Source organism: Phenylobacterium sp. Root700, assembly GCF_001429025.1.
Lineage (GTDB): Bacteria > Pseudomonadota > Alphaproteobacteria > Caulobacterales > Caulobacteraceae > Phenylobacterium.
On the sequence record NZ_LMHT01000034.1, the window covers coordinates 364530 to 390815 of the forward strand.

Consider the following 26286-nt stretch of genomic DNA (forward strand, 5'->3'; position numbering starts at 1 on the left):
AGACCACGGGGCGGGCATGGACGGCGGGGCGCAGGCGAAAGAACACACCCTGGGCCCCGACGGCGTCCGCCGCTTCCTGTCGGACAACCCCGACTTCCTGCGTAGCGACCCGTCGCTGCTGGCCGAGCTCGGCCTGCGCCCGGACGCGGCCAATGTGGTCGACTTCGGGCCGGCCGCCCTGGCCCGGGTGCATGAGGCGCATCGGCGCGAGTCGAGCGCCCGCAAACATCTCGAAGCCACCGCGCGGGCCAATTTCTCGGCCCAGGCCCAGACCCACGGCGCAGTGGTCGACATGCTCGATTCCCGCAATCACGCCGATCTGGCCCGCCGGGTCGACGACCTAGCCCAGCTGCGCTTCGGCCTGGCCGCCGGCGTCGTCGCCCTGGAAGGCCCCGAGCGCACCCCGGCCGGCTGGCGGATGCTGGTCGAGGGGCAGATCGACATGATCATCGGCCACGACCGCGTCGCCCTGATGGGCTTCCAGCCGACCGCGCTTGGCCTGTTCGGCGAGCGCGCCACGACCGTCCGTTCCATGGCCATGGTCCGCATGGCGATCTGGGAGCCGTCGCGCGAGGGCCTGCTGGCCTTCGGCTCGGCCGACGAGCACGGGTTCACCGAGGACATGGGCGCCGAACTGGTCGCCTTCCTGGCCCGCGTCGTGGAACGCACGGCCGAGCGGTGGCCGGTCCCGTGACCTCCGCCCGCCAGGCGCTGGCGCTCTGGCTGGAACACCTGGCCAAGGAACGTCGCGCCTCGCCGCGCACGGTCGAGGCCTACGCCTTCGCGGGCGGCCGCTACATCAACTTCATGGAACAGCATCGCGGCGAGGCGCTGTCGCTCGCCGCCATGGGAACCCTGAGCGCCGGCGAGGTCCGCGCCTGGCTCGCCCATCTGCGCCAGGGCGACAAGCCGTTGTCGCCGCGCTCGCTGTCCCAGGCGCTGTCGGCCATCCGCACCTTCCACCGGTTCCTCGATCGCCGGATGGACACCCCCAACGCCGCCATCGTGCTGGTGCGCGGTCCGCGCGTGCGACCCGGCGCGCCGCGTCCGGTCACCGAGGACCAGGCCCGCGGCCTGATCGCCGAACCATCTTTCGATCCCGACCGTGAGGACTGGGAGGCCAGCCGCGACGAGGCGGTGCTGACCCTGCTCTATGGCTGCGGCCTGCGGATCTCCGAGGCGCTGTCGCTGAAGCGCAGCGACGCGCCGTTGCGCGAAACCCTGCGCATCCTCGGCAAGGGCTCCAAGACCCGGATCGTGCCGGTGCTGCCGGCGGTGCGGGACGCGATCGACGTCTACCTAACGCAGGTCCCGTTCGCCCTGGCCCCCGACGAGCCGCTGTTTCGCGCCAAGCGCGGGGGCGCCTTGAGCCCGCGCCATGTGCAGGCCACGGTGCAGGCCCTGCGCGGGCGGCTCGGCCTGCCCGACAGCGCCACGCCGCACGCCCTGCGCCACTCCTTCGCCACCCACCTGCTGGGAGCCGGCGCCGATCTGCGCTCGATCCAGGAACTGCTGGGCCACGCCTCGCTCTCGACCACCCAGCGCTACACCGAGGTCGACGCCGCGGCCCTGCTCAGCGCCTACGCCAAGGCTCACCCGCACGCGTAGGCGGCGTCAGGTCTTCACCAGCGACGGCAGACGATCCTCGATCCAGTCGGTCAAGGCCTCGACGCGCACGGCGGCCTCCTCGCCTAGCGGGGTGAGGCTGTACTCCACATGCGGGGGCACGACCGGGTAGCTGCGGCGAACCAGCAGGCCGTCGCCCTCGAGTTGCTGAAGGGTCTGGGCCAGCATCCGCTCACTGACCCCCGCGACCTTGCGGCGCAGTTCGCTGAACCGCAGCGTCCCGCCGCGCAGACCGATCAGGATCAGCACGCCCCAGGTGCTGGTGACGTGCTTGAGAACCTCCCGCGAGGGGCAGCGCGGCGCGAACACGTCGCCCCGCTGCATGCGGTCGGCCAAGCGGTTGGAGGCGGGAACATCCATACTTACTCCGATGTATGTACTTACGGAAAGGAAGTTAGGAACCCAAATGCCTGGCTGCAACTTCAATCATCAAAGTGAGGACAGCCATGTACGCCATCACCGGAGCCTCGGGTCATCTCGGCCGGCTCGCCCTGAACGCCCTGCTCGAAACCATCGCCCCGGCCCAGGTGGTCGCCTTGGCGCGCGACCCGGCCAAGCTGGCCGACCTTGCCGCACGCGGGGTTCAGGTCCGTCGGTTTGACTATGAGGCGCCCCAGACCCTCGCGCCGGCCCTGGCGGGGGTGGAGCGCCTGCTGCTGATCTCGTCCAGCGAGGTCGGCAAGCGCGGGCGCCAGCATCAGGCCGTGATCGACGCGGCCAAGACCGCCGGGGTCGGATTCATCGCCTATACGAGCATCCTGCACGCCGACACCAACCCGATGGGCCTGGCGGCCGAGCATCGCGCGACCGAGGCCGCCCTCCGGGAGAGCGGTCTGGCGCACGCCCTGTTGCGCAATGGCTGGTACACCGAGAACTACGTCCAGTCGGCGCCGGCCGCCCTGGCCCATGGCGCGCTGCTGGGCTCCGCCGGCGAAGGCGAGATCTCGGGCGCCAGCCGCGCCGACTACGCCGCCGCCGCGGCGAAGGTGCTGACCGGCGAGGCGGCGACGAAGGTCTACGAGCTGGCCGGCGACGAGGCCTTCACCCTGGCGCAGTTCGCCCAGGCCCTATCGGACATCGCCGGCAAGCCGGTGGTCTATACGGACCTGCCGGAAGCCGACTACGCGGCGGCGCTGAAGGGCGCGGGCCTGCCTGCGCCGGTCGCCGACATGCTGGCCGAGAGCGACGCCAAGGCGGCGAAGGGCTCGCTGTTCGACGACAGCCGCGTGCTGAGCGGCCTGATCGGCCGCCCGACGACGCCGTTCAAGGAAACCTTGGCCACGGGGGTGAAAGGCTAAGCGCTAGCGCGGCCTGGCGAACCGGCCGTCGCCCTGGACCTTCTCGCGAACGATGGTGGAGACGGCGCAGCCGGCGACCGAGCGCAGGACGGTCAGGTGCATGTCGGCGGGCGGCAGACTGGCCAGCGACTGCGCGCCGGCGTCGCCGCGGCGATCCTGGGGCCGCAGCAGCAGCGCCGGACTCGTTTGGGTGGAGGTTTCAATCACCCCTTGGCTCGGGCAGCGCGCTGAGCTTGGGAGGGGTTCGCCGGGCGCGGTCGCCATCACGGTGATGGCGGCGGCCAGCAGCGGAGCGGGGACGACCATGGCGTTTCCTCCAGGCAGGAGGAAAGTCTACGCCCGGCCGCCCCGCGCCAAAAGTTAACTCGCGATCAGGACTGCATGGTCCAGCCCTCGACGCCCATGGCGGCCTGACGGCCGGCTTCCGAGCGGGTCGGGTGGGGATGGCAGACGCGGGCGATGTCCTCGCTGGCGGCCTTGAAGGCCATGGCCACGCAGTACTCGCCGATCATCTCGCCGGCCTGCGGGCCGACGATGTGGACGCCGAGGATCTCGTCGGTCTTGGCGTCGGCCAGGACCTTGGCGAAGCCTTCGGTCTCGTGGTTGATCTTCGCCCGGCTGTTGGCGCTGAACGGGAACTTGCCCGTCTTGTAGGCGACGCCGGCTTCCTTGAGCTGTTCCTCGGTCTTGCCGACCCAGGCGACTTCCGGCGAGGTGTAGACGACGCTGGGGACCAGATTGTAGTCCACGTGGCCCCACTTGCCGGCGATCATCTCGATGCAGGCGACGGCGTCTTCCTCGGCCTTGTGGGCCAGCATCGGCCCCAGGATCACGTCGCCGATCGCCCAGACGCCAGGCGCCGTGGTCTTGAAGTGGTCGGTCGGGATGAAGCCGCGCTTGTCGGTCTCCACGCCCACGCTGTCCAGACCGAGGTTCTCCGTGAACGGACGGCGGCCGATGGCCAGCAGGACGTACTCCGCCTCGATGGTTTCGGCCGCGCCGCCGGCGACGGGTTCGACGGTCAGGCTGACGTTCGACTTGCCGGCCTTGGCGCCGGTCACCTTGGCGCCGAGCTTGAACTGCACGCCCTGCTTGGTCAGCGAGCGCTGGAAGGTCTTGGCGGTCTCGGCGTCCATGCCAGGCGTGATGCGGTCCAGGAACTCGACCACGGTCACCTCGGCGCCGAGCCGGCGCCAGACCGAGCCCAGCTCCAGGCCGATGATGCCGGCGCCTATGACGATCAGGCTCTTGGGCACTTCGGGCAGCGACAGCGCGCCGGTGGAGTCGACGATGCGGTTCTGGTCGACCGCGACGCCCGGCAGCGGCGAGGGCTCAGAGCCGGTGGCGATGACGATGTTCTTGGCTTCGAGGACGCTGACCGAACCGTCCTCGGCGGTCACCTCGACCTTGCCGGCGCCGGCGATCTTGCCCGCGCCCTTGATCCACTCGACCTTGTTCTTCTTGAACAGGAACTCGATGCCCTTGGTCAGGGCGGTCACCGACTCAGCCTTCTGCTTCATCATCTGAACCAGGTTGAGCTTCGGCTTCACGTCGATGCCGAGGGTCGCGAACTCCGCGCCGGTCGCCGCTTCATAGAGTTCCGAGGCGTGCAGCAGGGCCTTCGACGGCATACAGCCGACATTGAGGCAGGTGCCGCCCAGGGTGACGCGCTTTTCGACCACAGCGGCCTTCAGGCCCAGCTGTCCGGCGCGGATCGCCGCGTTGTAGCCGCCGGGGCCGCCGCCGATGATGATGACGTCGTATTGAGCCATTTGCTCTTCCAGTCCTTAGCAAAACGGCGAGGCGTGAAGCCCCGCCGTCGTTAGATGCGATCTGCCGTAAAGGCGGAGCTTAGACGTCCAGCAGCAGGCGCTGCGGATCTTCGATGGCTTCCTTGACGCGGACCAGGAAGGTCACCGCGCCCTGGCCGTCGACGACGCGGTGATCGTAGCTGAGCGCCAGGTACATCATCGGGCGGATCACGACCTGACCGCCAATGGCCATCGGACGCTCCTGGATCTTGTGCATGCCCAGGATGCCCGACTGCGGAGCGTTGAGGATCGGGGTCGACATCAGCGAACCGTAGACGCCGCCGTTCGAGATCGTGAAGGTCCCGCCCTGCAGGTCGTCCATGGCCAGCTGGCCGTCACGGGCCTTCTTGCCCAGGGCGCCGATGCCCTTTTCGATGCCCGACAACGACAGGGCGTCGGCGTCACGCAGGACCGGAACGATCAGGCCCTTCTCGGTGCCGACGGCGACGCCGATGTCGTAGTGGTTCTTGTAGATAATGTCGGTGCCGTCGATCTCGGCGTTGACGTCCGGCACGTGCTTCAGGCCGTGGATCACCGCCTTCACGAAGAAGCTCATGAAGCCGAGCTTCACGCCGTGGCTCTTCTCGAAGCTGTCCTTGTACTGGTTGCGCAGCGCCATCACCGCGCTCATGTCGACCTCGTTGAAGGTCGTCAGCATGGCGGCGTTGTTCTGGGCTTCCTTCAGGCGGCGCGCGATGGTCTGGCGCAGGCGGGTCATGCGGACCCGCTCTTCGCGTTCGTGAATTTCACGCGGCGCGCTTGGGGCGGCGGGCGCGGCCGGGGCGTTGGCGCGGGCTTCCAGGGCGGCGATGGCGTCGCCCTTGGTCACGCGGCCGTCCTTGCCGGACCCGGCGATCGCCGAACCGTCGAGGTTGTTCTCGGCCACGATGCGCTGGGCCGAGGGGGCCAGCGGCGCGCCGGCGACCGGAGCAGCCTTCGGAGCTTCCACCGCGGCGGCGGGAGCCGGCGCCGGAGCAGGCTCTTCCTTCTTGGCGGCCGGGGCCGGGGCGGGCTTGGCGCCCGCAGCGCCTTCGGCCATGCGGCCGAGCACGGCGCCCGGCACGACAGTCGCGCCTTCTTCAGCCGCGATGAACTCGAGAACGCCGTCCGCGGGGGCGGCGACCTCGAGGCTCACCTTGTCGGTTTCAAGTTCGACCAGGATTTCGTCCTTCCTGACCGCGTCGCCGGCTTTCTTTGTCCAGCGCGCCACCGTCGCCTCGGTGACGGACTCGCCCAAGGCGGGGGTCATGATGTCGGCCATTTGGAAGTCCTGTCTCTCTTTTGTTCGTTTGTTCTTATTTGGGTCTCGTGAAGCCTAGGCGAAGGCTTCAGCGAGGAAGGTCTGCAGTTCTTTCATGTGCCGGCTCATCTGGCCCGCGGCGGTGGAGGCCGAGGCCGGGCGTCCGACGTAGCGGGCGCGCTTGGCCTTGATCTTCAGACGCTCGAGCGTCAGCTCCAGCCACGGGTCGACGAAGGTCCAACCGCCCATGTTCTTCGGTTCTTCCTGACACCAGACCAGCTCAGCGTTCGGGAAGCGCGACAGTTCCGTCGACAGCGACTTCACCGGCCACGGATAGAACTGCTCGAGGCGCATAATATAGACGTCGTCGACGCCCTTTTCCTCACGTGCGTCCAGCAGGTCGTAATAGACCTTGCCCGAGCAGAGCACGACGCGACGGATCTTGTCGGGCTCCACCAGCTTGACGGCGGTGTTGACGCCGCGCTCGGCGTCGTCGTGCAGCACGCGGTGGAAGGACGAGCCCTCGGCCATGTCGGCGATCGAGGAGGTCGCCTTCTTGTGCCGCAGCAGCGACTTCGGCGTCATGACGATCAGCGGCTTGCGGAACTCGCGGCGCATCTGCCGGCGCAGGACGTGGAAGTAGTTGGCCGGGGTCGAGCAGTTGACCACCTGCATGTTGTCTTCCGCACAGAGCTGCAGGAAGCGCTCGAGGCGCGCCGAGGAGTGCTCGGGGCCTTGGCCTTCGTAGCCGTGCGGCAGCAGCATCACCAGGCCGCTCATCCGCAGCCACTTGCGTTCACCCGACGAGATGAACTGGTCGATGACCACCTGGGCGCCGTTGGCGAAGTCGCCGAACTGGGCTTCCCACAGGGTCAGGGTCTTCGGGTCGGCCAGCGAGAAGCCGTACTCGAAGCCCAGCACCGCCTCTTCCGAGAGCGCCGAGTCGATGACCTCGAAGTGCGCCTGGCCCGGCCGCAGGTTGGACAGCGGCTGGTAGTGCTCTTCGGTGGTCTGGTCGATCAGGTCGCAGTGGCGCTGCACGAAGGTGCCGCGCACGCTGTCCTGGCCGGCCAGGCGGATCGGGAAGCCCTGGTCCAGCAGAGTGGCGAAGGCCAGGTGCTCGCCGGTCGCCCAGTCGATGCCCTCGCCCGCCTCGATGGCGTTGCGGCGGTTCTCGATCGCGCGCTTCACCGTCTTGTGGATGTTGAGGCTTTCGGGGATGGCCGTGATCTTCTGGCCAAGGTCGATCAGCTTCTGGCGCGGCACGCTGGTCTCGCCGCGGCGGTCGTCGCCCTCAGGCAGGGCCAGGCCCGCCCACTTGCCGTCCAGCCAGTCGGCCTTGTTGGCCTTGTAGGTCTTGCCGGACTCGAACTCGCGATCGAGGAAGGCCTCGAACTCGCTGATCCAGCCGGCCACGTCCTCGTCGCTCACCACGCCCTCGGAGACGAGTTGGCGGGTGTAGAGTTCGCGCGTCGACGGGTGGTCCTTGATCTTCTGATACATCAAGGGCGAGGTCATCGTCGGGTCGTCACCCTCGTTGTGACCGAACCGGCGGTAGCAGAACATGTCGATGACCACGTCCTTGCCGAACTGCTGGCGGAACTCGGTGGCCACCTTGGCGACATAGACGCAGGCTTCGGGATCGTCGCCGTTCACGTGGAAGATCGGCGCCTCGACCATCAAGGCCACGTCGGACGGATAGGGCGAGGAGCGGCTGAAGGCCGGCGCCGTCGTGAAGCCGATCTGGTTGTTGACGATGAAGTGGACGGTGCCGCCGGTGCGATAGCCCTTCACGCCCGAGATGGTGAAGCACTCGGCGATCACGCCCTGGCCGGCGAAGGCCGCGTCGCCGTGCAGCAGCAGCGGCATGACGTGGGCGCGGCCGCCCTCGGCGTTGTCACGCAGGGTGTAGGCCTGCTTGGCGCGGGCCTTGCCCAGGACGACCGGGTTGACGATTTCCAGGTGGGACGGGTTGGCGGTCAGCGACAGGTGGACGCTGTTGCCGTCGAACGAACGGTCCGACGAGGCGCCCATGTGATACTTCACGTCGCCGGAGCCTTCGACGTCGGACGGCAGGGTCGAGCCGCCCTGGAATTCGTGGAAGATCACCTGGTAGGGCTTGGCCATCACGGCGGCCAAGACGTTCAGGCGGCCGCGGTGCGGCATGCCGATGACGATGTCGCGCACGCCCAGCGCGCCGCCGCGCTTGATGATCTGCTCCAGCGCCGGGACCATGGCCTCACCGCCGTCCAGGCCGAACCGCTTGGTGCCGGGGAAGCGCTTGTGCAGGAAGCGTTCGAAGCCTTCGGCCTCGATCAGCTTCTTCAGGATGGCGACCTTGCCTTCCTTGGTGAAGTTAATTTCCTTGTCGCGGCCCTCGATGCGCTCCTGCAGCCAGGCCTTCTGGGCCGGGTCGGAGATGTGCATGTACTGCACGCCGATGTCGGCGCAGTAGGTGCGCTTCAGGATCGCCAGGATCTCGCGTAGGGTGCCCGTCTCCAGGCCCAGCACGTAGTCGAGGAAGATCGGACGATCGAAGTCGGCCTCGGTGAAGCCGTAGGTCGCCGGATCGAGCTCGGAGGCGTCGCCTTCCGGGATCGCGATGCCCAAGGGGTCGAGATTGGCCCGCAGGTGGCCGCGCATCCGATAGGCGCGGATCATCATGATCGCGCGGAGCGAGTCGAGGGTGGCGGCGCGGACGGATTCAGGCGACGCGGCCGGAGCGGCGCGTTCGGCGACCTTCGCGCCGACCTTGGCCTCGACCGCCGGCCAGAGGCCGTCGATGGCCGAGAGCCAGTCGGGGCGGGCGGGCGGGGCGCCGGCCTTGGTCCAGGCCCGCTTTCCGGCGGCGGCCTTCACTTCCTCGGTGCGGTCCTGCAGCGAGGAGAAGAAGGCCCGCCAAGAGGCGTCGACCGAATTCGGGTCGACCGCCCACTTGGCGTAGAGGTCCTCAACAAAGACGGCGTTGCCGCCGTAGAGGAAGGAGGTCTCGGCGAGAACCTCGTTGATCAGACTTGCGTCGTCCGCCATTTCGTCCATTTCCCGGGTTGGTCCGGGCACGGACTTCGAGCGAAGGAGCCGAGCGCAGACCGCCCTTACTTAAGTTGCCGTCAGGCGCCTTTCAGCACCTGGAGGAGAGTTTCGCCCAGTTTCGCCGGCGAGGGGGAAACGCGGATGCCCGCAGCTTCCATCGCGGCGATTTTGTCTTCAGCACCGCCCTTGCCGCCCGAAATAATGGCGCCGGCATGACCCATGCGACGACCGGGGGGAGCCGTGCGACCGGCGATGAAGCCGACCATAGGCTTCTTGATGGCTGAATTCTTGATGAACTCGGCCGCGTCTTCTTCCGCCGAACCGCCGATTTCGCCGATCATGATGATCGACTCGGTTTCCGGATCCTTCAGGAACAGGTCGAGCATGTCGATGAACTCGGTGCCCTTGACCGGGTCGCCGCCGATGCCGACCGCCGTCGATTGGCCGAGGCCGACATTGGTGGTCTGGAACACCGCTTCGTAGGTCAGGGTGCCGGAGCGCGAAACCACGCCGACCGAGCCCTTCTTGAAGATGTTGCCCGGCATGATGCCGATCTTGCACTGTTCCGGCGTCAGGACGCCGGGGCAGTTCGGGCCGATCAGGCGCGACTTGGAGCCGGCCAGGGCCTTCTTCACCTTGACCATGTCGAGCACCGGGATGCCCTCGGTGATGCAGATGATCAGCGGGATCTGGGCGTCGATGGCTTCCAGGATCGAGTCGGCCGCGAAGGCCGGCGGGACGTAGATCACGCTGGCGTCGGCGCCGGTCTGCTTGGCGGCTTCGCCAACCGTGTCGAACACCGGCAGGCCGATATGGGTTTGACCCCCCTTACCGGGGGTCACGCCGCCGACCATCTTGGTGCCGTAGGCGATGGCTTGTTCGGAGTGGAAGGTGCCTTGGGCGCCGGTGATGCCCTGGCAGATGACGCGGGTGTCTTTACCGATGAGGATGGACATCAGTTCGCCTCCCGCACGGCTTTGACAATCTTTTCAGCGCCGTCCGAAAGGTCGTTCGCCGCGATCACGTTCAGACCGCTCTCGTTGATGATCTTCTTGCCGAGTTCGGCGTTGGTGCCTTCGAGGCGAACCACCAGCGGAACCGTCAGGCCGACCTGCTTCACCGCGTTGACCACGCCGTTGGCGAGGATGTCGCAGCGGGCGATGCCGCCGAAGATGTTGACCAGGATACCCTTCACGTTCGGGTCGGCCATGATGATCTTGAAAGCCGCCGTCACCTTGGGCTCGTCGGCGCCGCCGCCGACGTCCAGGAAGTTCGCCGGCTCAGCGCCGTAGAGCTTGATGATGTCCATGGTGGCCATGGCCAGGCCCGCGCCGTTGACCATGCAGCCGATTTCGCCGTCGAGGGCGATGTAGCTGAGGTCGAACTTCGAGGCCTCGATTTCCTTCGGGTCCTCTTCGCTCTCGTCGCGCAGGGCGACGATGTCCGCGTGACGGAACAGCGCGTTGGAGTCGAAGCTGATCTTGGCGTCCAGCACCCGCAGGTGATCGTCAGCGGTGACGATCAGCGGGTTGATCTCCAGCATGCTCATGTCTTTGGCGAGGAACGCCGTGTAGAGCTGCGAAAGAAGCGTGGCCGCCTCCTTGGCCAGCGGGCCGCTCAGGCCGAGCGCCTTGGACAGCGCGCGAGCATGGTGCGGGAAAACGCCGGTGGCCGGGTCGATGGAGAAGGTGACGATCTTCTCGGGGGTCGAGTGGGCGACCTCCTCGATGTCCATCCCGCCTTCGGTGGAGGCGACGACCGAGACATGGCTCGTTTCGCGGTCCACCAGCAGGGACAGGTAGAATTCCTTGGCGATCGCCGCGCCTTCTTCGATGTAGAGGCGGTTGACCTGCTTGCCCTTCGGACCCGTCTGATGGGTCACCAGCACGCGGCCGAGCATTTCGGCGGCGTTGGTCTTGACCTCATCGGCGGACTTGACGACCCGGACCCCGCCCTTGGCGTCTGGTCCGAGGCCCTCGAAACGGCCCTTGCCGCGTCCGCCTGCATGGATCTGGGACTTCACGACGAAGACCGGACCTCCGAGGTCCGTCGCGGCCTTGACCGCTTCGTCGACAGTGAACGCGGCGTAGCCGCGCGGTACCGCCACGCCGAACTCGGAGAGGACGGACTTGGCTTGATGCTCGTGGATGTTCATGAGGCCGCGGAACGCGTGATCGGGAAGTCCGCCGGGCTCGACGAACGGCCGGGGTTATAGGCGCCGCGCCGCGATGTGGCAACCGCGCCACGGCAAGAAAGCCTCGTTTTATTGCGTACTGTATTCAGTCTTCGCTCAGGTCTCGCGTATCCCGTTACCCGAAGAACACCTGGCCCAGGAGTCGGCCAGGCAGGAACGCCAGACCGCCGGCCAGAAACATGCCCCCGAAATAGAGACCCGTCATACTGCGGCGGTGTAGCTGCACCTTATGGCGGCGCGCGGCGTAGAGCGCCACCGGCAGCGCGACGACCACCCAACCCGACAGGGCGTGGATCAGGCTGAGCCCGCCCGGGTTGACCTGATGGATGAAGAACGAGCTCACCGCGGTCGCCCCCATGGCGCCGGCCCAGGCCCAGCCCAGCGCTCGGTGCGACAAAGTGCCCTTGGCGCCGAGCAGCAGGACCGCCCCGATCAGGAAGGCGGCGAGCGCGCTGGCCAGGTGGACCTGGATCGCCGCCGACGCCTGCGCGATCAGGTCGAGGCGCGGCGCGCGCAGCCCCAGGGCGCCCGCGCCGCCGCCCGCCAGCACTCCGACCGAGGTGAGCAGCGGCACCATGGCCAGGGCGGCGAGCGCCGGGCGCTGGACGGTGGCGGCGGACTTGGACATCGGGGACATCGAGCTTCTCCGTTCGGGCCGAGATGCGCCCGCCCCGACTGGATGGCGCGATCGCCGCGCGCCCGCAGCGGCGGGTTCACGACTCGCCGCCGCAACTTCGCGAACGGCGGGGCCTCGCCATTGGCGCTTCGCCAGCCGCAGGCGACTTCCGCCGGAAGGCCAATCGTGGTTTCAAAAGGCATGGCCGAGACGGCGAACACCAAACCCCCGACATCGCGCTCCCACTGGGGCCCGGCCGGCTGGGCGCGCGGCCTGACGGCGGCGACGGCGGTCGGCGCGTTCCTGGCGATCTCAGGCGCCTTCAACACCGGCGACATGTCCTTGCCCGGCCGGCTGGCTTACTGGATCGGGCTGCTCAGCCTGGGCACGGTCTGGGGCCGGGTGGTCGCCCGTTACACCTTCGGCCTGAACCCCGACGACTCGCACCTGTGGCTGCGCGTGCCGGCCTGCTCTGTGCTGATCGCCGGACCGTTCACGACGGTGGTCTGGTTCCTCGACACCGCGTTCGGGACCACGCACATGGGCATGAGGGCGAGCCTGTCGCTGTTCCTGGTCGTGACCCTGATCTCGATCGTGATGACCACGATCAATGTCCTGATCGAGCGCGGCCGCGCCCGGACGATCATCGTCGAAGCTCAAGCCCCCGCCCCGCCCCGCTTCCTGGAACGCCTGCCGCTGAAACTGCGCGGGGCCGAGGTCTGGGCGGTGGAATCCGAGGACCATTATCTGCGGCTGCACACCTCCAAGGGCCAGGACCTGATCCTCATGCGGCTGGCCGACGCCGTCGCCGAGCTGGAGGGGCTCGAGGGCGCCCAGGTGCACCGCTCCTGGTGGGTGGCGCGCGATGCGATCGCTGACGCCAAGCGCGGCGACGGCCGCGCGACCCTGACCCTGAAGGACGGCTCGGAGGTCCCGGTCAGCCGGACCTACGCCAAGGTCCTGCGCGACCGAAACTGGATCTGATCAGCGGGCGCGGGCTTTCCACTGCTCGCGGCTCTGGCCCCAGACGTCGACGCTGTCGTTCAGCGGCGGCGGCAGCACGGCCTGGCGCAGTATGGTCGAGCCCAGGCGCCGGGCCAGGTTCTGCGAGTTGATGTTGCCCGGATCGATGGTGTGGACCACCTCGGTCCAGCCAAGATGGTCGAAAGCCCAGTCGATGGCCGCGGTCGCGCCCTCGACGGCGTAACCCTTGCCCCAGCACTCGCGCGTCACGCCCCAGCCGACCTCGGTGCCCGGCCAACCTTCCGGCTGCCAGGGACCCAGGCGCCCGACCCAGCGGCCGCTCTCCTTCTCGATGACCGAGAACATGCTGAAACCGCGGATCACCCAGGCGCCGGTCATGGCGCACATCATCCGCCAGGCGACCTCGCGCGGCTGGGCCCCGCCCAGGAAGCGGTTGATCTCTTCGTCGGCGGCGAAGGCGGCCCAGCCCTCGAAATCCTCCGGGGTCGGGGGACGCAAGATCAGGCGGGCGGTTTCGAGGGTCGGTCCAATGCTCATGCCGCCACATTCCGATTTTTCGCCGGCGGAGACCAGATGGTTCAGTCGCCATTCAGGCGCCGGGCGCGATCCTGGACGGCTCGATATGGAGACCGGACATGACTTTCGACGGCGGGGACGAACCGCCCCTCACCCTGGCCCGGGACGACGTTCGCGAGACGTCTCCACGCCTGGGCCGCAAGGCCTTGATCGGCGGGATCGCGCTGGCCTGCGTGCTGGGCGTCGGCCTGGGCCTGGCCGCACGCCTGCAACTGGCGGCGAACGTCCCGAAGCCGGCCGCCATGGCGCCTTCGCCCAAGACCGTCGAACGCCAGATGGACATCGTGATGGCCGAGCCGCAGCCCCAGGCCCTAGCGCCCAAGAGCACGCCGCTAGAGGTGATGTCGCCGGAACTGACCCAGGCCGCGAAGGCGGCCACGCCGCCGCGCGAACCGGTCGCCGAGCCGCAATACGTCGAGGCCTCGCCCAGCTACGATTGCCGGGAGGCGTCGTCACCTGCGGAGGAAATGGTGTGTTCCGATCCGGCCCTGGCGGCGGCCGACCGGCATCTGGCCCGGGCGTTCCAGCGGGCGGTCAAGGCCGGCGCGCCCTATGACCTGCTGCGGACCGAGCAGGACGACTGGCTGGAGATCCGGGAAGACGCCGCGCGACACTCGCCGCGGGCGGTGGCGGCCATCTACGATCAGCGCATCGGGCAGCTGAACGCCATGGCGCGCGGTGAGGGTCCCGACTGGTGAGCCAGGACCCTGTCGCAGTCGTGCTTAGCCGAGCATGTCCTTGACGGTCTCGCGCTCGCCGACGAGTTCGTCGTTGGTGATCGCGATCTTGCTCTTGGCGAAGTCGTCCATCTCGTAGGACGTGATGACGTCATAGCCGGTGGCGGTGGTCTTCACCGGCATGCCGGCCCAGATGCCTTCGGCGAAGCCGTAACGGCCTTGGCTGGCGATGGCGACCGAGTGGACGGCGCCGACGGTGGTCAGGTCGCGCACGTGATCGATCAGGGCGTTGGCGGCCGAGGCGGCCGAGGACAGGCCACGGGCTTCGATGATCGCCGCGCCGCGCTTGCCGACGGTCGGCAGGTAGTCGTTCTTCAGCCAGGCTTCGTCGCCGATGACGTCAGCCGCAGGCTTGCCGCCGATCTTGGCGTGGGTGAAGTCGGCGAACATCGTCGGGCTGTGGTTGCCGTAGATGAACAGTTCCGAGACGTCGTTGATCGAGACGCCAGCCTTCTTGGCCAGCTGAGCGCGGCCGCGGTTTTCGTCCAGGCGCACCATGGCGGTGAAGCGGTCGGCGGTCAGGCGCTTGGCCTGGCTGGCGGCGATCATCACGTTGGTGTTGCAGGGGTTGCCGACCACGGCGATGCGGGCGTCGTCAGCGGCGACGGCGTCGATGGCCTTGCCCTGGGCGATGAAGATCTTGCCGTTGTCCTTCAGCAGGTCGGCGCGCTCCATGCCCGGACCGCGCGGCTTGGAGCCGACCAGCAGGTTCCAGTTGGCGTCCTTGAAGGCGACGTTCGGATCGTCGGTCAGGACCATGTCCTGCAGCAGCGGGAAGGCGCAGTCTTCCAGCTCCATCGCGACGCCCTTCAGGGCCTTCTGGGCGCCTTCGACCGGAATCTCGAGCAGTTGCAGGATGACCGGCTGGTCCTTGCCCAGCATCTCGCCGGAGGCGATACGGAAGAGGAGGGCGTAACCGATGTTGCCGGCGGCGCCCGTGACAGCGACGCGGATCGGCTTCTTCGTGGTCATGGAACTGTCCCGTGGTTGCAGTGCGGAAATCGCGGGCGGTCTAGACCCGCAAAAGCGTTGCGGCAAGGCCAAGTGACAGGGCGCGGCGCCGCGGCTACCAAGGCCGTGCGTACGAAGATCGCCCTTCAGGACGCCCGGAGAGCCCGATGTTCGACTTGGATCCCGCCTTCGTCGCGACTTCGCAGGCGCTTGGCGACCTGGCCCTCAGCCACGCCCGCCTGCAGGACGACGCCCGCTATCCCTGGATCGTGTTGATCCCGCGGGTCGCCGCCGCGCGTGAGCTGGAAGACCTGTCGCCGGCCGATCTGGCGATCCTGACCGACGAGATCCTGGCCGCCGGCCGCGCGGTCCGCGCCCTGGGCGTTCAGGTGGACAAGCTGAACGTCGGCGCCCTGGGCAATGTGACGCCGCAACTTCACGTGCATGTGTTGGGCCGGCGGGTCGGCGACGCCGCCTGGCCAGGCCCGGTCTGGGGCCATAGCCCGGCCCGGCCCTATGGTCCCGAGGCGCTGACGAGCGCGGTCGCGGCGGCGCGTAGGGCGCTGGGGCTCTAGCCCACGCCGATCAGCTGGCGGCGCGCAGATTGCGAAACAGCGGACTGGCCAACAGGAACACCCAGACCACCAGCACGAACGGCAGCGTCAGGGCCGGCATGCCCAGCGGCTGCAAGGCGGCCGAGACCGCGGCGAACACCACCGCCGTGGTGATAGTGGCCAGCAGGGCGTAGGCGGCCGAGGTCCAGCTGAGGGCGAAGAACACCGCGCCCAGCGCGATCGCCGTCAGCACGCTGTTGAAACCGAAGGCGCCTGAGCGGATCGCCGGCTCGGCCGCGCCCATCCCCCAGGCGACCAGCAGCCCGGTCAGCGAGCCCAGCAAGGCGGCCAGGCCCGCGCGCCTGGAGCTGACCAGCAGGCCGAGCGCGAACAGCACCCCGGTGACCACGCCGCTCTGGAAGAACACCTGGGCCAGGCCGTTGAACAGACCCTCGACCACGGTCGACAGGCTGACCACGCCCTCCACGGCCGTAGACGCCGGCAGCCCCGCCGTCGGCAGGACGTCGGTCGAGTGCAGGCGGCCGAACCGCGCGCAGGCCAGCAGGAACACCAGGGCCGTGAACACGAACGGGGCGGTCAGCGCCGGGACCTTCCAGACCTGCGTCAACCGCAGCATGGCGGCCATGACGACGGTCGAGCCGGCCGCGGCCAGGACGACGTAGGCCCAGGTCAGGCCCTCTGGATGCAGGAAGTAGAGCAAGGCGATGGCGACGAGCGCGCCGTTGAAACCGAACAGCCCGTCACGCACCTGATCAGGCTCGACCGCCAGCAGCTTGGCGGCGGCGGTGCTGACGGTCGTTCCGACCAGGGCCGCCAGCCCAAACAGCGTCGAGTGACAGAAGATCCCGATCAGGAAGAGCAGGCCGGCATAGCTGTTGTTCTGCAGCATGACTTGGCCGAGGCCGCGCAGCACCGCGTCGAGGAAGCCCGCCGCCTGCGCGAGCGAGCCCTCGCCGGAGACCGCCAGGCCGGTGGACGACAATCGAACAGACATGGTGAGCCCCCAGTTGCGCCGACGCCCGCGCCAGAGCACGAGCCGTTTTCGCCGTCAGTCCCGTTTCAGGGTTACTGAGGTCCGACGTCCGCCTTCATCCAGTTCGCCGCTCCACGCCCCGTCCGCCGAAGGATTGAGCGTGATCGTCGCCGCCGGCGCGCCGGGCAGCGGATAGAAGCTGGCGCTGAGCTGGGCCCCCATCCGCTGGACCCCGGCTAGGAAGCCGGAAGAATCCGTCGCGCCGCGCCGACGCGGATCGCGCCAGGCGCCCTCGAGCTGGCCCAGGCCCTTGTCGACGAACAGCAGCGAATAGAGCGGCTGGCCGCCAGGACCGCGCAGCATCCAGGCGCCGTCGAGCGGACCCTGCAGGCCCTGGGCCGAGGCGAAGGACGAGCGCAGGCGGGTTTCGTAGCCGAGCTCGGCGCCGTTGAGCGGCGCCTCGGGCGTCTTGTCGTACTCGTCGACATGCACCGGGGCGGTCAGCCGCGGCGGCGCGGGGCGCGTGTAGACCGGCGGGACATAGGCGGCCGGCGGCGGGTTGTAGGGCGTGACGGGCCGCGGCGTGTAGGGCGCGGGCGCCAGCGACAGGCCAGGCGTCGTGGGGGCGGCGTAGGGATACGGTGAGGCGGCGGTCGCTGGCGGCGGGACATAGGCCGGCGGCGGGGCCATCGGCGCGGATTGAGGAACCGGCGGCGCGGGCGCGGGCGGCTCGCCCAGGGCCTCGGCCTGATCCTCGTCCATGGCCGGGGCCTGGTCCAGCAGCGCGCCGATCGGGTCGACGACATCCTGGGCCGACGCCGCGGGCGCGGCGACCAGCATGGCCAGACAGATGGAAGACTTGAGCAGGAAGTTCAAAATACGCCTCACGCCCCGGCGATGGCGTCCGCCACGGCGAGCAGACGCCGCGCCTCGGCCAGATGCAATCGCTCGACCATACGACCCTCGACTCGAATAACCCCCTTAGCCGCGTTTTCCGGCGAATCGAAGGCCGCGACGATGGTCCGCGACCATTCCACCTCTTCCGGGGTCGGGGCGAAGGCGCGATTGGCGGCCTCGATCTGGCGCGGATGGATCAGGGTCTTGCCGTCGAACCCGAACTCCGCGCCCTGATCGCACTGGCGCGCGAGGCCGTCGTCGTCGTCGATGCCGTTGAACACCCCGTCGAGGATCGTCAGGCCGTGGGCGCGGGCCGCGGCCACCGCCAGCGACAACGGACCGGCCAAGGCGGCGCGTTCCGTGGTCAGGCGGCAACGCATCTCCTTGGCCAGGTCGTTGGTGCCGATCACGAAGGCGTCCAGCCGCGCGTCGCGGGCGCCGGCGATGGCGTCCATTGCGAACAGGCTGGCGCAGGTCTCGATCATCACCCACAGGCGAGTATCGCCCGCCAGCCCCGCGCCATAGGCCGCGACGTCGGCGGCCGACGACACCTTGGGCGCCAGGATGGCGTCAGGCCGGGCTGCGCCGGCGGCGGCGAGATCTTCGGCGCCCCAGGGGGTGTCGAGACCGTTCACCCGGATCACCACCTCGCGACGGCCAAACCCACCCGCCTTCACGGCCTCCACCGCCTGGGCGCGGGCCAGATCCTTGGCGTCGGGCGCCACCGCGTCCTCGAGATCCAGGATCACCACGTCGCAAGCCAGGTCGCGGGCCTTTTCGATCGCGCGCGCATTGGCGGCGGGCATGTAGAGGGCGCTGCGGCGCGGCCGGACTGCGGTCAAATCGATAAGCTCCGTCAGGATAGCTAAGCTACCCTCATAAGGGTTAGAATGTCCTCATGACCACCCGCTACGACGAAGGCGCCAAGAACGTGTTGGGCGGCGAGTTGATCGCCTGCTCGCTCGACCCCGTCACCGGATTCTTCCGCAACGGCTGTTGCGAGACCGGGCCGCACGATGTCGGCCTGCACACGGTCTGCGCCGTGATGACCGCCGAGTTCCTGGCCTATTCCAAGATGGTCGGCAACGACCTCTCCACCCCGATGCCCGAATACGGCTTCGCGGGTCTCAAGCCCGGCGACCGCTGGTGCCTCTGCGCCCCGCGGTGGAAAGAAGCCCTGGACGCCGGCGCCGCTCCGCAGCTGGTGCTGGAGGCGACCCACGAGGAAACCCTGGCCATCGTCACCCTCGGCGTCCTGAAGGACCACGCGGTCGAGGCTTAGGACCGGCGGGCCAAAGCCCCCCTCCGTCGCGCTTCGTGCGCCACCTCCCCCAGCGGGGGAGGATCTTACGTCGTGGATGCTCCCCCGCTGGGGGAGCTGTCGGCGAAGCCGACTGAGGGGGCAAGGGCCTGCCCAACACCTCAGAGCAGCGGATATTCCCGCTCCAGCCGGTACCAGGAGCCCGCGTCCGACTGCCAGCTGGAATAGAGGCCGAAGCTGGTCGCCAGGAACGGCGTGGTGCGCAGCAGATTGTTCTCCTGGATCCAGGCCGCGACATCGGCCGGATTGGGCCGGCGCAGATAGGCCAGGGTGACGTGCGGCTTGTAGCTGCGGGTCTCAGGCTTCAGCCCGGCTCGGCGGGCGGCGATCTCATTGCCCCGCGCCAGATGATTCAGCCCCTCGTTCTCCTCCACCCCGGCCCAGACCGCATGGATGTCGGCGCCTTCGCCGAAGGCCCCTGCGCCGTGCAGCTGAAGCTCCAGCGGGCCGCCACCGAGGGTGGTGAACTCGGCGTCCAGGTCGGCGGCGACGTTCTCGGCCACGTCGCCCACGAACTTCAGGGTGATGTGCAGGGCCTCCAACGGCCGCCAGCGCGCGCCGGACAGGCGGTCCTGCCGGGTTGCGAGTTCGACCCCGATCTCCTCGGGAACGGCGATGGCGGTGAACAGACGGATCATGGGAATCTACCTAAGGTGCTGATGATCTGACGCAATCGTAATCCACCAAGCCTTGCGCGCGAGGCCCCGGCCCACGATATTCGGCAATGCGCCCGCTCGGGGCGTTTCGAAAAGGGCCTTGCCTCTAATGAGCGACTTCAACCGCGGCTACGCGCGCACGGTCCCCGCAGATCGCGCCGACATGTCGGTGGACGCGGGGCTGCGCGGCTTCATGCTCGGCGTCTACAACAAGGTAGCGTTGGGTCTCCTCCTTTCCGCCGCTCTGGCGTATCTGACCGGCAACTACCCCCCCATTCGCGACCTGATGTNGCTGGGCGTGATGCTGATCGGCATGTTCGCCATGCGTAACCCCACGCCGCGTTCGGCCAGCATCTTCTACTGGACGATCGTCAGCCTGATCGGCGCGGGCCTGGGCGTGCTCAGCCTCGTCTATACCGGCACGTCGATCTTCTCGACCTTCCTGATCACGGCGGCGGCCTTCGGCGGCCTGTCGCTGGTCGGCTACACCACCAAGAAGGACCTGACCGGTTTCGGCAGCTTCCTGATCGTCGGCCTGATCGGCCTGGTGATCGCCAGCGTCGTCAACATGTTCCTGCAGAACTCGGCGATGGGCTTCATCATCAGCGTGGTCGGCGTGCTGATCTTCGCGGGCCTGATCGCCTACGACACCCAGCGCCTGAAGATGAGCTACTATCAGATGGGCGGCGACCAGGCGGCGATGGGCGTGGCGACCAGCTACGGCGCGCTGAACCTGTACCTGAACTTCATCAACCTCTTCCAATTCCTGCTCAGCATCTTCGGCGACCGCCGCTAGATCCAAGCCCGGAACGAAAGTTCGGAACCCCGGCGGGAAACCGCCGGGGTTTTTGTTTGGGTTCTCGGCGCCCCCCAATACAGGCTCGTCATGGCCGGGCCTGTCCCGGCCATCCATAGACGCCGAAGTCCGTGGGTTCTCATGAGAGGCCTGCGGTTATGGGTCCCCGACACCCCGCCGCGCTTCGGTCGAGAATGACGAACGGGGTGTTGGCCAACCCCGCGCCTAGTCCACCACCTTGAAGCGGCCCTTGTCGAAGAAGCGCAGCACCTGCTCCAGCTCGTGGCCGCGCTTGAGGATCATGCCGCCCTGGCCGATCACCGCCCAGGCGCCTTGCCGACGGGCCAGGGCCGGGCGTTTCTCGATGCGATAGAGCGGTTCTTCCGAGGCCCGGCGGAACACCGAGAAGATGCAGGCGTCGAGGGTCGAGCCGATCCCGTAGTCGCGCCATTCACCGGCGGCGACCATGCGGCCATAGAGGGTGAGAATGCGGCTGAGCTCCCGGCGCTCGAAGAAGACCGGAGCCGCTTTCGGGGGCTGATATTGCGGATCGAGCGCCATTAAGACGTGAGCCTAGACCCAATCGGCCGAGTCCGACAATCCGCCCTGGGCCCACCCCCGTGCGTTGCGCCCACGACACGGCCTGCGCCGAATCTAAATCGGCCGTAACCTTCCGCCTTGGAAAGACCTTATTTCGGTCCTGCGCCCGCCTGATCCGGCCCCGATAGTCTCATTGTCGGTTGGTCGGAACCTGCTGGTCCCGGATCCTGAACAGCCCCCCCAGCCCCCCTGGATCGTGGGATTTGGCCAGCCGACGCTTATTCATAGATATCCCCAATGCGAGCCCGCGCGGTAATCCCCCCCTCCCGCGCGGGCTTGTTTGCGTCTGGGCCACGGCCCACGCCTCAGGGCGTGATCACGCGCCGACGCCCTCGGTTGGCGATGTTCGATATCTTCCTGAAAAACGCCGTGGCCGATGGCGCGCAGCGCCGAGCCTGCCGGAGCCGGCGAGCTAGTTCTTCTTCGCCGCGCTCAGGATGCGGCCGCCCTCGACCGCCTGGACCAGGACGGCGGTGACCAGGCCATCTTCGCCGGCGGTCGGCAGGCGGTAGGCCGTCGGACGGCCCCGCCAGGCGCCCAGCCGGGCGATCTCGCGGACCACATTGTGGTGCGCGACGGTCTGGCCGCGATTGTCGCCCTTCTTGACCACCACGTCGTGCTCGCGCGGGTCGTAGCGGACCAGCCAGACCTCGGCGCCGCCGCGCGGGACCGGACCTGAACCGACATCCACCCGGCGCTGCCCGATGAAGGCCATGTCGGGCGCGGCGTACGGCGCCTTGGTCGCCTGGGCCACCAAGCGGTCGACCTTCTCGGTCTGCAGCCCGCCGGCCTGGGCGCGGCCGTCGACCACCATTTGCGGGGTATAGGGTTCGCGCAGGTCCAGCCGGGTCACATAGGCCTTCTGGCGCGCCGTGAATTCCGGCTTGGCGAAGGTGTCCGACCAGCCAAGGTAGTCCCAGTAATCCACCGGGAAGGTAAGCGCGAGGACGCCCTGCCGCTCGGCCAGCTTGCCGAGATAGGCGTTGGCCTCCCCACAGGAGGCGCAGCCCTGGGCCGTGAACAGTTCCACCACCACCGGCGGCTTGGCGGCCGCGGTCAGGGGCAGAGCGCTCAGGATGAGGCTGAAAAGCGCGGCCTTACGCATCGTGGCGCAATAAAGCGGACTTCCCTGCGGATTTGGCTTCAACAAGGTGTGACCAGCTTAGGAACATCGGTGAAAAACGAAGGAGGGGGCCTGCGCGACGGCAGGCCCCCTCCACCATTCTGGTCGGCCCCCTCCGATTGAGAAGGGGCCGGCATCGGTCTTAGGCCGACCGCGCGAGGTTGCGCAGGACGTAGTTCAGGACGCCGCCGTTCTTGAAGTACTCAAGCTCGGTGGGCGTATCGATCCGGCAACGGACCGGGAAGCGGGCGATGCGGCCGTCCGACGGGCGATACATCTCCACCGTCAGCTGCTTGCGGGGCGAAAGCTCCGTCAGGCCGCGGATGGTGACGATCTCTTCGCCGGTCAGGCCCAGCTTCTGCCAGCCTTCCTGGGTGAACTGCAGCGGCAGCACGCCCATGCCGACCAGGTTCGAACGGTGGATGCGCTCGAAGCTCTCGGCGATCACCGCGCGCACCCCCAGGAGCTTGGTGCCCTTGGCCGCCCAGTCGCGCGACGAACCGGTGCCGTATTCCTTGCCCGCGAACACCACCGCCGGACGACCTTCCGACTGGTAGCGCATCGCCGCGTCGTAGATCGACATGACGTCGCCCGACGGGAAGTGCTTGGTCACGCCGCCTTCGATTTCCGGGGTGATCTTGTTGCGGATCCGGATGTTGGCGAAGGTGCCGCGCATCATCACTTCGTGGTTGCCGCGACGCGCGCCGTAGGAGTTGTACTCCGTGGCGGGCACTTGGTGCTCACGCAGGTAGACGCCGGCCGGCGAGGTCGCCTTGATGTTGCCGGCGGGGCTGATGTGGTCGGTGGTGATCGAGTCGCCGAACACGCCCAGCACGCGGGCCTCGACGATGTCGACGACCGGAGCCGGCTCCATCTTCAGGTCCTGGAAGTAGGGCGGGTTCTGGACGTAGGTCGAACCCATGTCCCAGGCGTAGGTCTGGCCGCCGGCGACCTTGATGCCCTGCCAGTTCTTGTCGCCCTTGAAGACGTCGGCGTAGCGGGTCGCGAACATCTTCTGAGTGACGTGCTTGCGTTGCAGCACGGCGATCTCTTCCGAGGTCGGCCAGATGTCCTTCAGATAGACCGGGTTGCCGTCCTTGCCGTCGCCGAGCGACTCGGTGGCCAGGTCGATGTTCATCGAACCGGCCAGGGCGTAGGCGACGACCAGCGGCGGCGAGGCCAGGTAGTTGGCCCGCACGTCCTGGTTCACGCGGCCTTCGAAGTTCCGGTTGCCCGAGAGCACCGAGCAGGCCACCAGGTCGCCCTGGTTGACGGCGTCGGAGATGGCTTCCGGCAGCGGGCCGGAGTTGCCGATGCAGGTGGTGCAGCCGTAGCCGACCAGGTTGAAGCCCAGCGCGTCGAGCGACTTCGTCAGGCCGGCGGCCTTCAGGTAGTCGGTGACCACCTGCGAACCGGGGGCCAGCGAGGTCTTCACCCAGGGCTTCACCTTCAGGCCCTTTTCGATCGCCTTCTTGGCGACCAGGCCCGCGGCGATCAGCACCGAGGGGTTGGAGGTGTTGGTGCAGGAGGTGATCGCGGCGATCACCACGTCGCCGTGGCCGACGTCGAACTTCTCACCAACGACCGGGATGCGGGCTTCTTCTTCGGTCTTGCCGAAGTCCTTGGCCAGGGCCGACTTGAATTCGGCGGCGGCGTCGGAGAGCAGCACGCGGTCTTGCGGACGCTTCGGACCGGCCAGCGAGGGCAGGACGGAGCCGAGGTCGAGTTCCAGGCTGTCGGTGAAGATCGGGTCCGGATCGCCGGCCTCGACCCACATGCCCTGTTCCTTGGCGTAGGCTTCGACCAGGTCGGCGCGGTGGGCCTCACGGCCGGTGGCGCGCAGATAGTCGATGGTGGCCTTGGTCACCGGGAAGAAGCCGCAGGTGGCGCCGTATTCCGGAGCCATGTTGGCGATGGTCGCCTGGTCTTCCAGGGTCAGACCGGCGAGGCCCGGGCCGTAGAATTCGACGAACTTGCCGACGACGCCCTTCTTGCGGAGCATCTGGGTGACGGTGAGCACTAGGTCGGTGGCGGTCGCGCCGTCCGGCATCGCGCCCGACAGGCGGAAGCCGATGACTTCGGGGATCAGCATCGGGATCGGCTGGCCGAGCATGGCCGCTTCAGCTTCGATGCCGCCGACGCCCCAACCCAGGACGGCCAGGCCGTTGATCATGGTGGTGTGGCTGTCGGTGCCGACCACGGTGTCGGGATAGGCGACGGTTTCGCCGGCTTCCTCGTTCACCCAGACGGTCTGGGCGAGGTATTCCAGGTTCACCTGGTGGCAGATGCCGGTGCCGGGCGGCACGACGCGGAAGTTGTTGAAGGCCGAGGAGCCCCAGCGCAGGAAGCGGTAACGCTCGATGTTGCGCTCGTACTCGCGCTCGACGTTCTCGCCGAAGGCCTTGGAGGTGCCGAAGTGGTCGACCATGACAGAGTGGTCGATGACCAGGTCGACGGGGTTCAGCGGGTTGATCTTTTCCGGATCGGCGCCGAGGCTGGTCATGGCGTCGCGCATGGCGGCCAGGTCGACGACGGCGGGAACGCCGGTGAAGTCCTGCATCAGGACGCGGGCCGGACGGAAGCTGATCTCGTGCTCGACGGAGCCCTTGTTGTCGATCCAGGCGGCCAGCGCCTTCAGGTCGTCGGGGCTGACGGTGGAGCCGTCTTCATTACGCAGCAGGTTCTCGAGAAGCACCTTCATCGAGACGGGCAGACGCGCCACGTTCGAAAGACCGGCTTCCTCCGCGGCGCGAAGGCTGTAGTAGACGTAGGTCTTGTCACCCACCGTAAGTTCGCGGCGGGTCTTCAGGCTGTCGTTAGACGCCATATCAGGGATCCTTCCTCTGTTCGCGGCCGCTCTTGAACCACTTCGGGGATCGCGCGCTTTTCGAGGCGGACACACAGCGTTCGCCCCTGCGCCGCGTACGCCCCCCAAGGTGGCGACGGCCGCGCGCGTCATAACCCCTAGTTTGTTACCCGTCCATGCAGTGCGCGAGTTGAGTGCGTGATCGACGTTCTCGACATTGACGGCGTGGCCCTGCGCCGCGGCGGACGGCTGCTGTTTTCGGGGCTGANCCTGCTGCGGGCGGTCGCCGGCCTCGTGGAGCTCGAGGCCGGGACCATCGGTTTCGGCGCTCTCGACCCCGCCGACGCCCGCGCCGAACATATTCATCTGGCCGGCCACCAGGACGGCCAGAAGCCGGCCCGGACCGCCTGGGAGGAGCTGGCCTTCTGGGCGCGCTGGACCGGCGCCACCGAGGCCGCCGCTAGGCAAGCCGCCACCGCCCTAGACCTGACGCGGTTGCTGGACCTGGAGGTCCGCCGCCTGTCGGCCGGCCAGCGGCGGCGACTGTCGCTGGCCCGGCTGCTGGCCTCGCCCAGGTCGCTCTGGCTGCTCGACGAACCCTTGAGCCCGCTCGACGCCGACTGGCGCGTCCGCTTCGGCCAGATCATGGCCGGGCACCTGGCGGGCGGCGGGATGATCATCGCCGCCGTCCACGACCCGCTGCCGATCCCCGCCAAGGCGGTCGAGATCGCCGCGCCGGAGGCCGGGGAATGAGCCGCGCCATGGCCCTGCTCTCGCGGGAAGTCGCCCTCGCCTGGGGACGCGGCGGCGGCCCGCTGGTCTCGGTCGGTTTCTACGCCGGCGTCGCCACCCTGTTGCCGCTGGCCACCGGGCCCGAGCCCACCCGCCTTTCGGCCATCGCGCCGGGCGCGGCCTGGGTGGCCTTGGCGCTGTCGGCCCTGCTCTCGCTCGACCGCTTGTTCGAGCGCGACTACGAGGACGGCGCGCTGGACCTGATGACCCTGTCGCCCGTGCCGCTGGAATTGGTCTGCGCGATCAAGTGCCTGGGCCAGTGGGTCGCCACAGCCGCGCCCCTGGCGATGGCCGCGCCGCTGGCCGCCATCGCGCTGGGCGCCAAGCCGCAGCTCGCCCCGCTGGTCTTCGCCTGCGCGCTGATGGGTGGCCTAGCCTTCTCCTTCGTCGGCGGGATCGGCGCGGCGCTCAGCCTCGGCGCCCGGCGCGGCGGGCTGCTGACCGCGGTGATCGTGCTGCCGCTGTTCGTGCCCCCGGTGATCTTCGGCGGCGGCGCGCTCGACGCCTTCACCAGCGGCCTGCCGTGGAGGGCGGGCTTCGCCCTGTTGGCCGCCTACGCCGCGGCGGCGGTGGCGCTGGGTCCCATCGCCATGGCCGCGGCCTGCCGCAACGCGCTCAGCTAATTCGCGACCCGCCGGCGACGGACTCCCGCCCGCCCCCCGTTCAATCTCGCGAGGGGCG

26 protein-coding genes and 3 pseudogenes are annotated in these 26286 nt (G+C 68.3%); 12 read left to right on the forward strand and 17 right to left on the reverse strand.

Going from position 1 to position 26286, the window contains the following annotated elements; all coding sequences use genetic code 11:
* Nucleotides 1–16: 16 nt before the first annotated feature.
* Complete coding sequence (locus tag ASE02_RS19470; protein ID WP_056736485.1) at nt 17–694, forward strand: DUF484 family protein; 678 nt, start codon at nt 17–19, stop codon at nt 692–694.
* Nucleotides 679–1608, forward strand: coding sequence for a tyrosine recombinase XerC (locus ASE02_RS19475; RefSeq protein WP_056736487.1), 930 nt, complete (start codon nt 679–681; stop codon nt 1606–1608). Before ASE02_RS19470 ends, ASE02_RS19475 begins: the two co-directional genes overlap by 16 nt.
* Before the next feature lie 6 nt (nt 1609–1614).
* On the opposite strand, the gene ASE02_RS19480 is transcribed toward ASE02_RS19475, so the two are convergent.
* On the reverse strand, nt 1615–1986 hold the full coding sequence (locus ASE02_RS19480) for a helix-turn-helix domain-containing protein (RefSeq protein WP_056736488.1): 372 nt from the start codon (nt 1984–1986) through the stop codon (nt 1615–1617).
* 86 nt (nt 1987–2072) lie between these two features.
* Here ASE02_RS19480 and ASE02_RS19485 point away from each other — a divergent pair, with 86 nt between their 5' ends.
* A complete protein-coding gene (locus ASE02_RS19485) occupies nt 2073–2924 on the forward strand; it encodes an SDR family oxidoreductase (protein ID WP_056736490.1) in 852 nt (283 codons plus the stop codon).
* A 3-nt stretch (nt 2925–2927) separates the two neighbouring features.
* Here the strand turns inward: ASE02_RS19485 and ASE02_RS19490 are convergent, their stop codons facing one another.
* The 7 genes from ASE02_RS19490 to ASE02_RS19520 form a co-directional block, all read right to left on the reverse strand.
* Nucleotides 2928–3230 (reverse strand): hypothetical protein, encoded by a 303-nt coding sequence (locus ASE02_RS19490; protein ID WP_056736491.1) that lies wholly within the window; start codon nt 3228–3230, stop codon nt 2928–2930.
* A 65-nt stretch (nt 3231–3295) separates the two neighbouring features.
* Complete coding sequence (gene lpdA, locus ASE02_RS19495) at nt 3296–4696, reverse strand: dihydrolipoyl dehydrogenase (protein ID WP_056736493.1); 1401 nt, start codon at nt 4694–4696, stop codon at nt 3296–3298.
* 79 nt (nt 4697–4775) lie between these two features.
* On the reverse strand, nt 4776–5996 hold the full coding sequence (gene odhB / locus ASE02_RS19500) for a 2-oxoglutarate dehydrogenase complex dihydrolipoyllysine-residue succinyltransferase (RefSeq protein WP_056736495.1): 1221 nt from the start codon (nt 5994–5996) through the stop codon (nt 4776–4778).
* 54 nt (nt 5997–6050) lie between these two features.
* Nucleotides 6051–9005 carry a 2-oxoglutarate dehydrogenase E1 component gene (locus ASE02_RS19505; protein ID WP_056736497.1) on the reverse strand — a complete coding sequence of 985 codons (2955 nt, stop codon included), beginning with the start codon at nt 9003–9005 and terminating at the stop codon, nt 6051–6053.
* An 80-nt stretch (nt 9006–9085) separates the two neighbouring features.
* Nucleotides 9086–9964: a succinate--CoA ligase subunit alpha gene (gene sucD / locus ASE02_RS19510; RefSeq protein WP_056736499.1), complete on the reverse strand. Its 879-nt coding sequence runs from the start codon at nt 9962–9964 to the stop codon at nt 9086–9088.
* Complete coding sequence (gene sucC / locus ASE02_RS19515) at nt 9964–11163, reverse strand: ADP-forming succinate--CoA ligase subunit beta (RefSeq protein WP_056736501.1); 1200 nt, start codon at nt 11161–11163, stop codon at nt 9964–9966. Before sucC ends, sucD begins: the two co-directional genes overlap by 1 nt.
* A gap of 154 nt (nt 11164–11317) precedes the next feature.
* Nucleotides 11318–11839, reverse strand: coding sequence for a DUF2306 domain-containing protein (locus ASE02_RS19520; protein ID WP_056736503.1), 522 nt, complete (start codon nt 11837–11839; stop codon nt 11318–11320).
* Nucleotides 11840–12004: 165 nt separating this feature from the next.
* On the opposite strand from ASE02_RS19520, the gene ASE02_RS19525 reads away from it, so the two are divergent.
* Nucleotides 12005–12802: a LytTR family DNA-binding domain-containing protein gene (locus ASE02_RS19525; protein WP_235536762.1), complete on the forward strand. Its 798-nt coding sequence runs from the start codon at nt 12005–12007 to the stop codon at nt 12800–12802.
* On the opposite strand, the gene ASE02_RS19530 is transcribed toward ASE02_RS19525, so the two are convergent.
* Nucleotides 12803–13339 (reverse strand): GNAT family N-acetyltransferase, encoded by a 537-nt coding sequence (locus ASE02_RS19530; protein ID WP_056736505.1) that lies wholly within the window; start codon nt 13337–13339, stop codon nt 12803–12805.
* Between the two features lie 98 nt (nt 13340–13437).
* Here ASE02_RS19530 and ASE02_RS19535 point away from each other — a divergent pair, with 98 nt between their 5' ends.
* Nucleotides 13438–14076, forward strand: a complete 639-nt coding sequence (locus tag ASE02_RS19535) for a lysozyme inhibitor LprI family protein (protein WP_056736511.1) — start codon at nt 13438–13440, stop codon at nt 14074–14076.
* A 24-nt stretch (nt 14077–14100) separates the two neighbouring features.
* On the opposite strand, the gene ASE02_RS19540 is transcribed toward ASE02_RS19535, so the two are convergent.
* A complete protein-coding gene (locus ASE02_RS19540; protein ID WP_056736513.1) occupies nt 14101–15087 on the reverse strand; it encodes a malate dehydrogenase in 987 nt (328 codons plus the stop codon).
* 146 nt (nt 15088–15233) lie between these two features.
* Between ASE02_RS19540 and ASE02_RS19545 the strand changes: the two genes are divergently transcribed.
* Nucleotides 15234–15641, forward strand: a complete 408-nt coding sequence (locus tag ASE02_RS19545; RefSeq protein WP_056736516.1) for an HIT domain-containing protein — start codon at nt 15234–15236, stop codon at nt 15639–15641.
* 10 nt (nt 15642–15651) lie between these two features.
* On the opposite strand, the gene yut is transcribed toward ASE02_RS19545, so the two are convergent.
* Genes yut through ASE02_RS19560 form a run of 3 tightly spaced genes read right to left on the reverse strand, consistent with a single transcriptional unit; the run spans nt 15652 to nt 18353 of the window.
* Complete coding sequence (yut, locus tag ASE02_RS19550; protein ID WP_056736518.1) at nt 15652–16635, reverse strand: urea transporter; 984 nt, start codon at nt 16633–16635, stop codon at nt 15652–15654.
* A 54-nt stretch (nt 16636–16689) separates the two neighbouring features.
* Entirely contained in the window at nt 16690–17490 is an 801-nt protein-coding gene (locus tag ASE02_RS19555) for a hypothetical protein (protein WP_056736520.1), read from the reverse strand.
* An 8-nt stretch (nt 17491–17498) separates the two neighbouring features.
* On the reverse strand, nt 17499–18353 hold the full coding sequence (locus ASE02_RS19560) for a CoA ester lyase (RefSeq protein ID WP_255354068.1): 855 nt from the start codon (nt 18351–18353) through the stop codon (nt 17499–17501).
* 56 nt (nt 18354–18409) lie between these two features.
* Between ASE02_RS19560 and ASE02_RS19565 the strand changes: the two genes are divergently transcribed.
* Nucleotides 18410–18793: a DUF2237 family protein gene (locus ASE02_RS19565; RefSeq protein WP_056736523.1), complete on the forward strand. Its 384-nt coding sequence runs from the start codon at nt 18410–18412 to the stop codon at nt 18791–18793.
* 140 nt (nt 18794–18933) lie between these two features.
* Here the strand turns inward: ASE02_RS19565 and thpR are convergent, their stop codons facing one another.
* Nucleotides 18934–19470: an RNA 2',3'-cyclic phosphodiesterase gene (gene thpR, locus ASE02_RS19570; protein WP_056736525.1), complete on the reverse strand. Its 537-nt coding sequence runs from the start codon at nt 19468–19470 to the stop codon at nt 18934–18936.
* 127 nt (nt 19471–19597) lie between these two features.
* On the opposite strand from thpR, the pseudogene ASE02_RS23105 reads away from it, so the two are divergent.
* Both ASE02_RS23105 and ASE02_RS19575 read left to right on the forward strand, forming a co-directional pair.
* Nucleotides 19598–19778: pseudogene (locus ASE02_RS23105) on the forward strand (BAX inhibitor (BI)-1/YccA family protein); the annotation flags it as partial.
* 1 nt (nt 19779) lies between these two features.
* Nucleotides 19780–20284: pseudogene (locus tag ASE02_RS19575) on the forward strand (Bax inhibitor-1/YccA family protein); the annotation flags it as partial.
* 225 nt (nt 20285–20509) lie between these two features.
* Here the strand turns inward: ASE02_RS19575 and ASE02_RS19580 are convergent.
* From ASE02_RS19580 to acnA, 3 genes are all read right to left on the reverse strand, one after another.
* Entirely contained in the window at nt 20510–20845 is a 336-nt protein-coding gene (locus tag ASE02_RS19580; protein WP_056736528.1) for a DUF2794 domain-containing protein, read from the reverse strand.
* A gap of 451 nt (nt 20846–21296) precedes the next feature.
* Nucleotides 21297–21989 (reverse strand): thioredoxin family protein, encoded by a 693-nt coding sequence (locus tag ASE02_RS19585; protein ID WP_056736531.1) that lies wholly within the window; start codon nt 21987–21989, stop codon nt 21297–21299.
* Nucleotides 21990–22149: 160 nt separating this feature from the next.
* The gene (gene acnA, locus ASE02_RS19590) at nt 22150–24834 is read right to left on the reverse strand and encodes an aconitate hydratase AcnA (RefSeq protein ID WP_056736533.1); all 2685 of its coding nucleotides are present in this window, start codon (nt 24832–24834) and stop codon (nt 22150–22152) included.
* Nucleotides 24835–25011: 177 nt separating this feature from the next.
* Between acnA and ASE02_RS23110 the strand changes: the two genes are divergently transcribed.
* The 3 genes and pseudogenes from ASE02_RS23110 to ccmB all read left to right on the forward strand — a co-directional run.
* Nucleotides 25012–25081, forward strand: a 70-nt coding sequence (locus tag ASE02_RS23110) for a hypothetical protein (RefSeq protein WP_235536769.1), incomplete at its 3' end; no start/stop codon positions are given.
* A 1-nt stretch (nt 25082) separates the two neighbouring features.
* Nucleotides 25083–25566 (forward strand): annotated as a pseudogene (gene ccmA / locus ASE02_RS19595) (heme ABC exporter ATP-binding protein CcmA); the annotation flags it as partial.
* On the forward strand, nt 25563–26228 hold the full coding sequence (ccmB, locus tag ASE02_RS19600; RefSeq protein ID WP_056736537.1) for a heme exporter protein CcmB: 666 nt from the start codon (nt 25563–25565) through the stop codon (nt 26226–26228). The pseudogene ccmA and the gene ccmB, both read left to right, overlap by 4 nt.
* Nucleotides 26229–26286 lie beyond the last annotated feature (58 nt).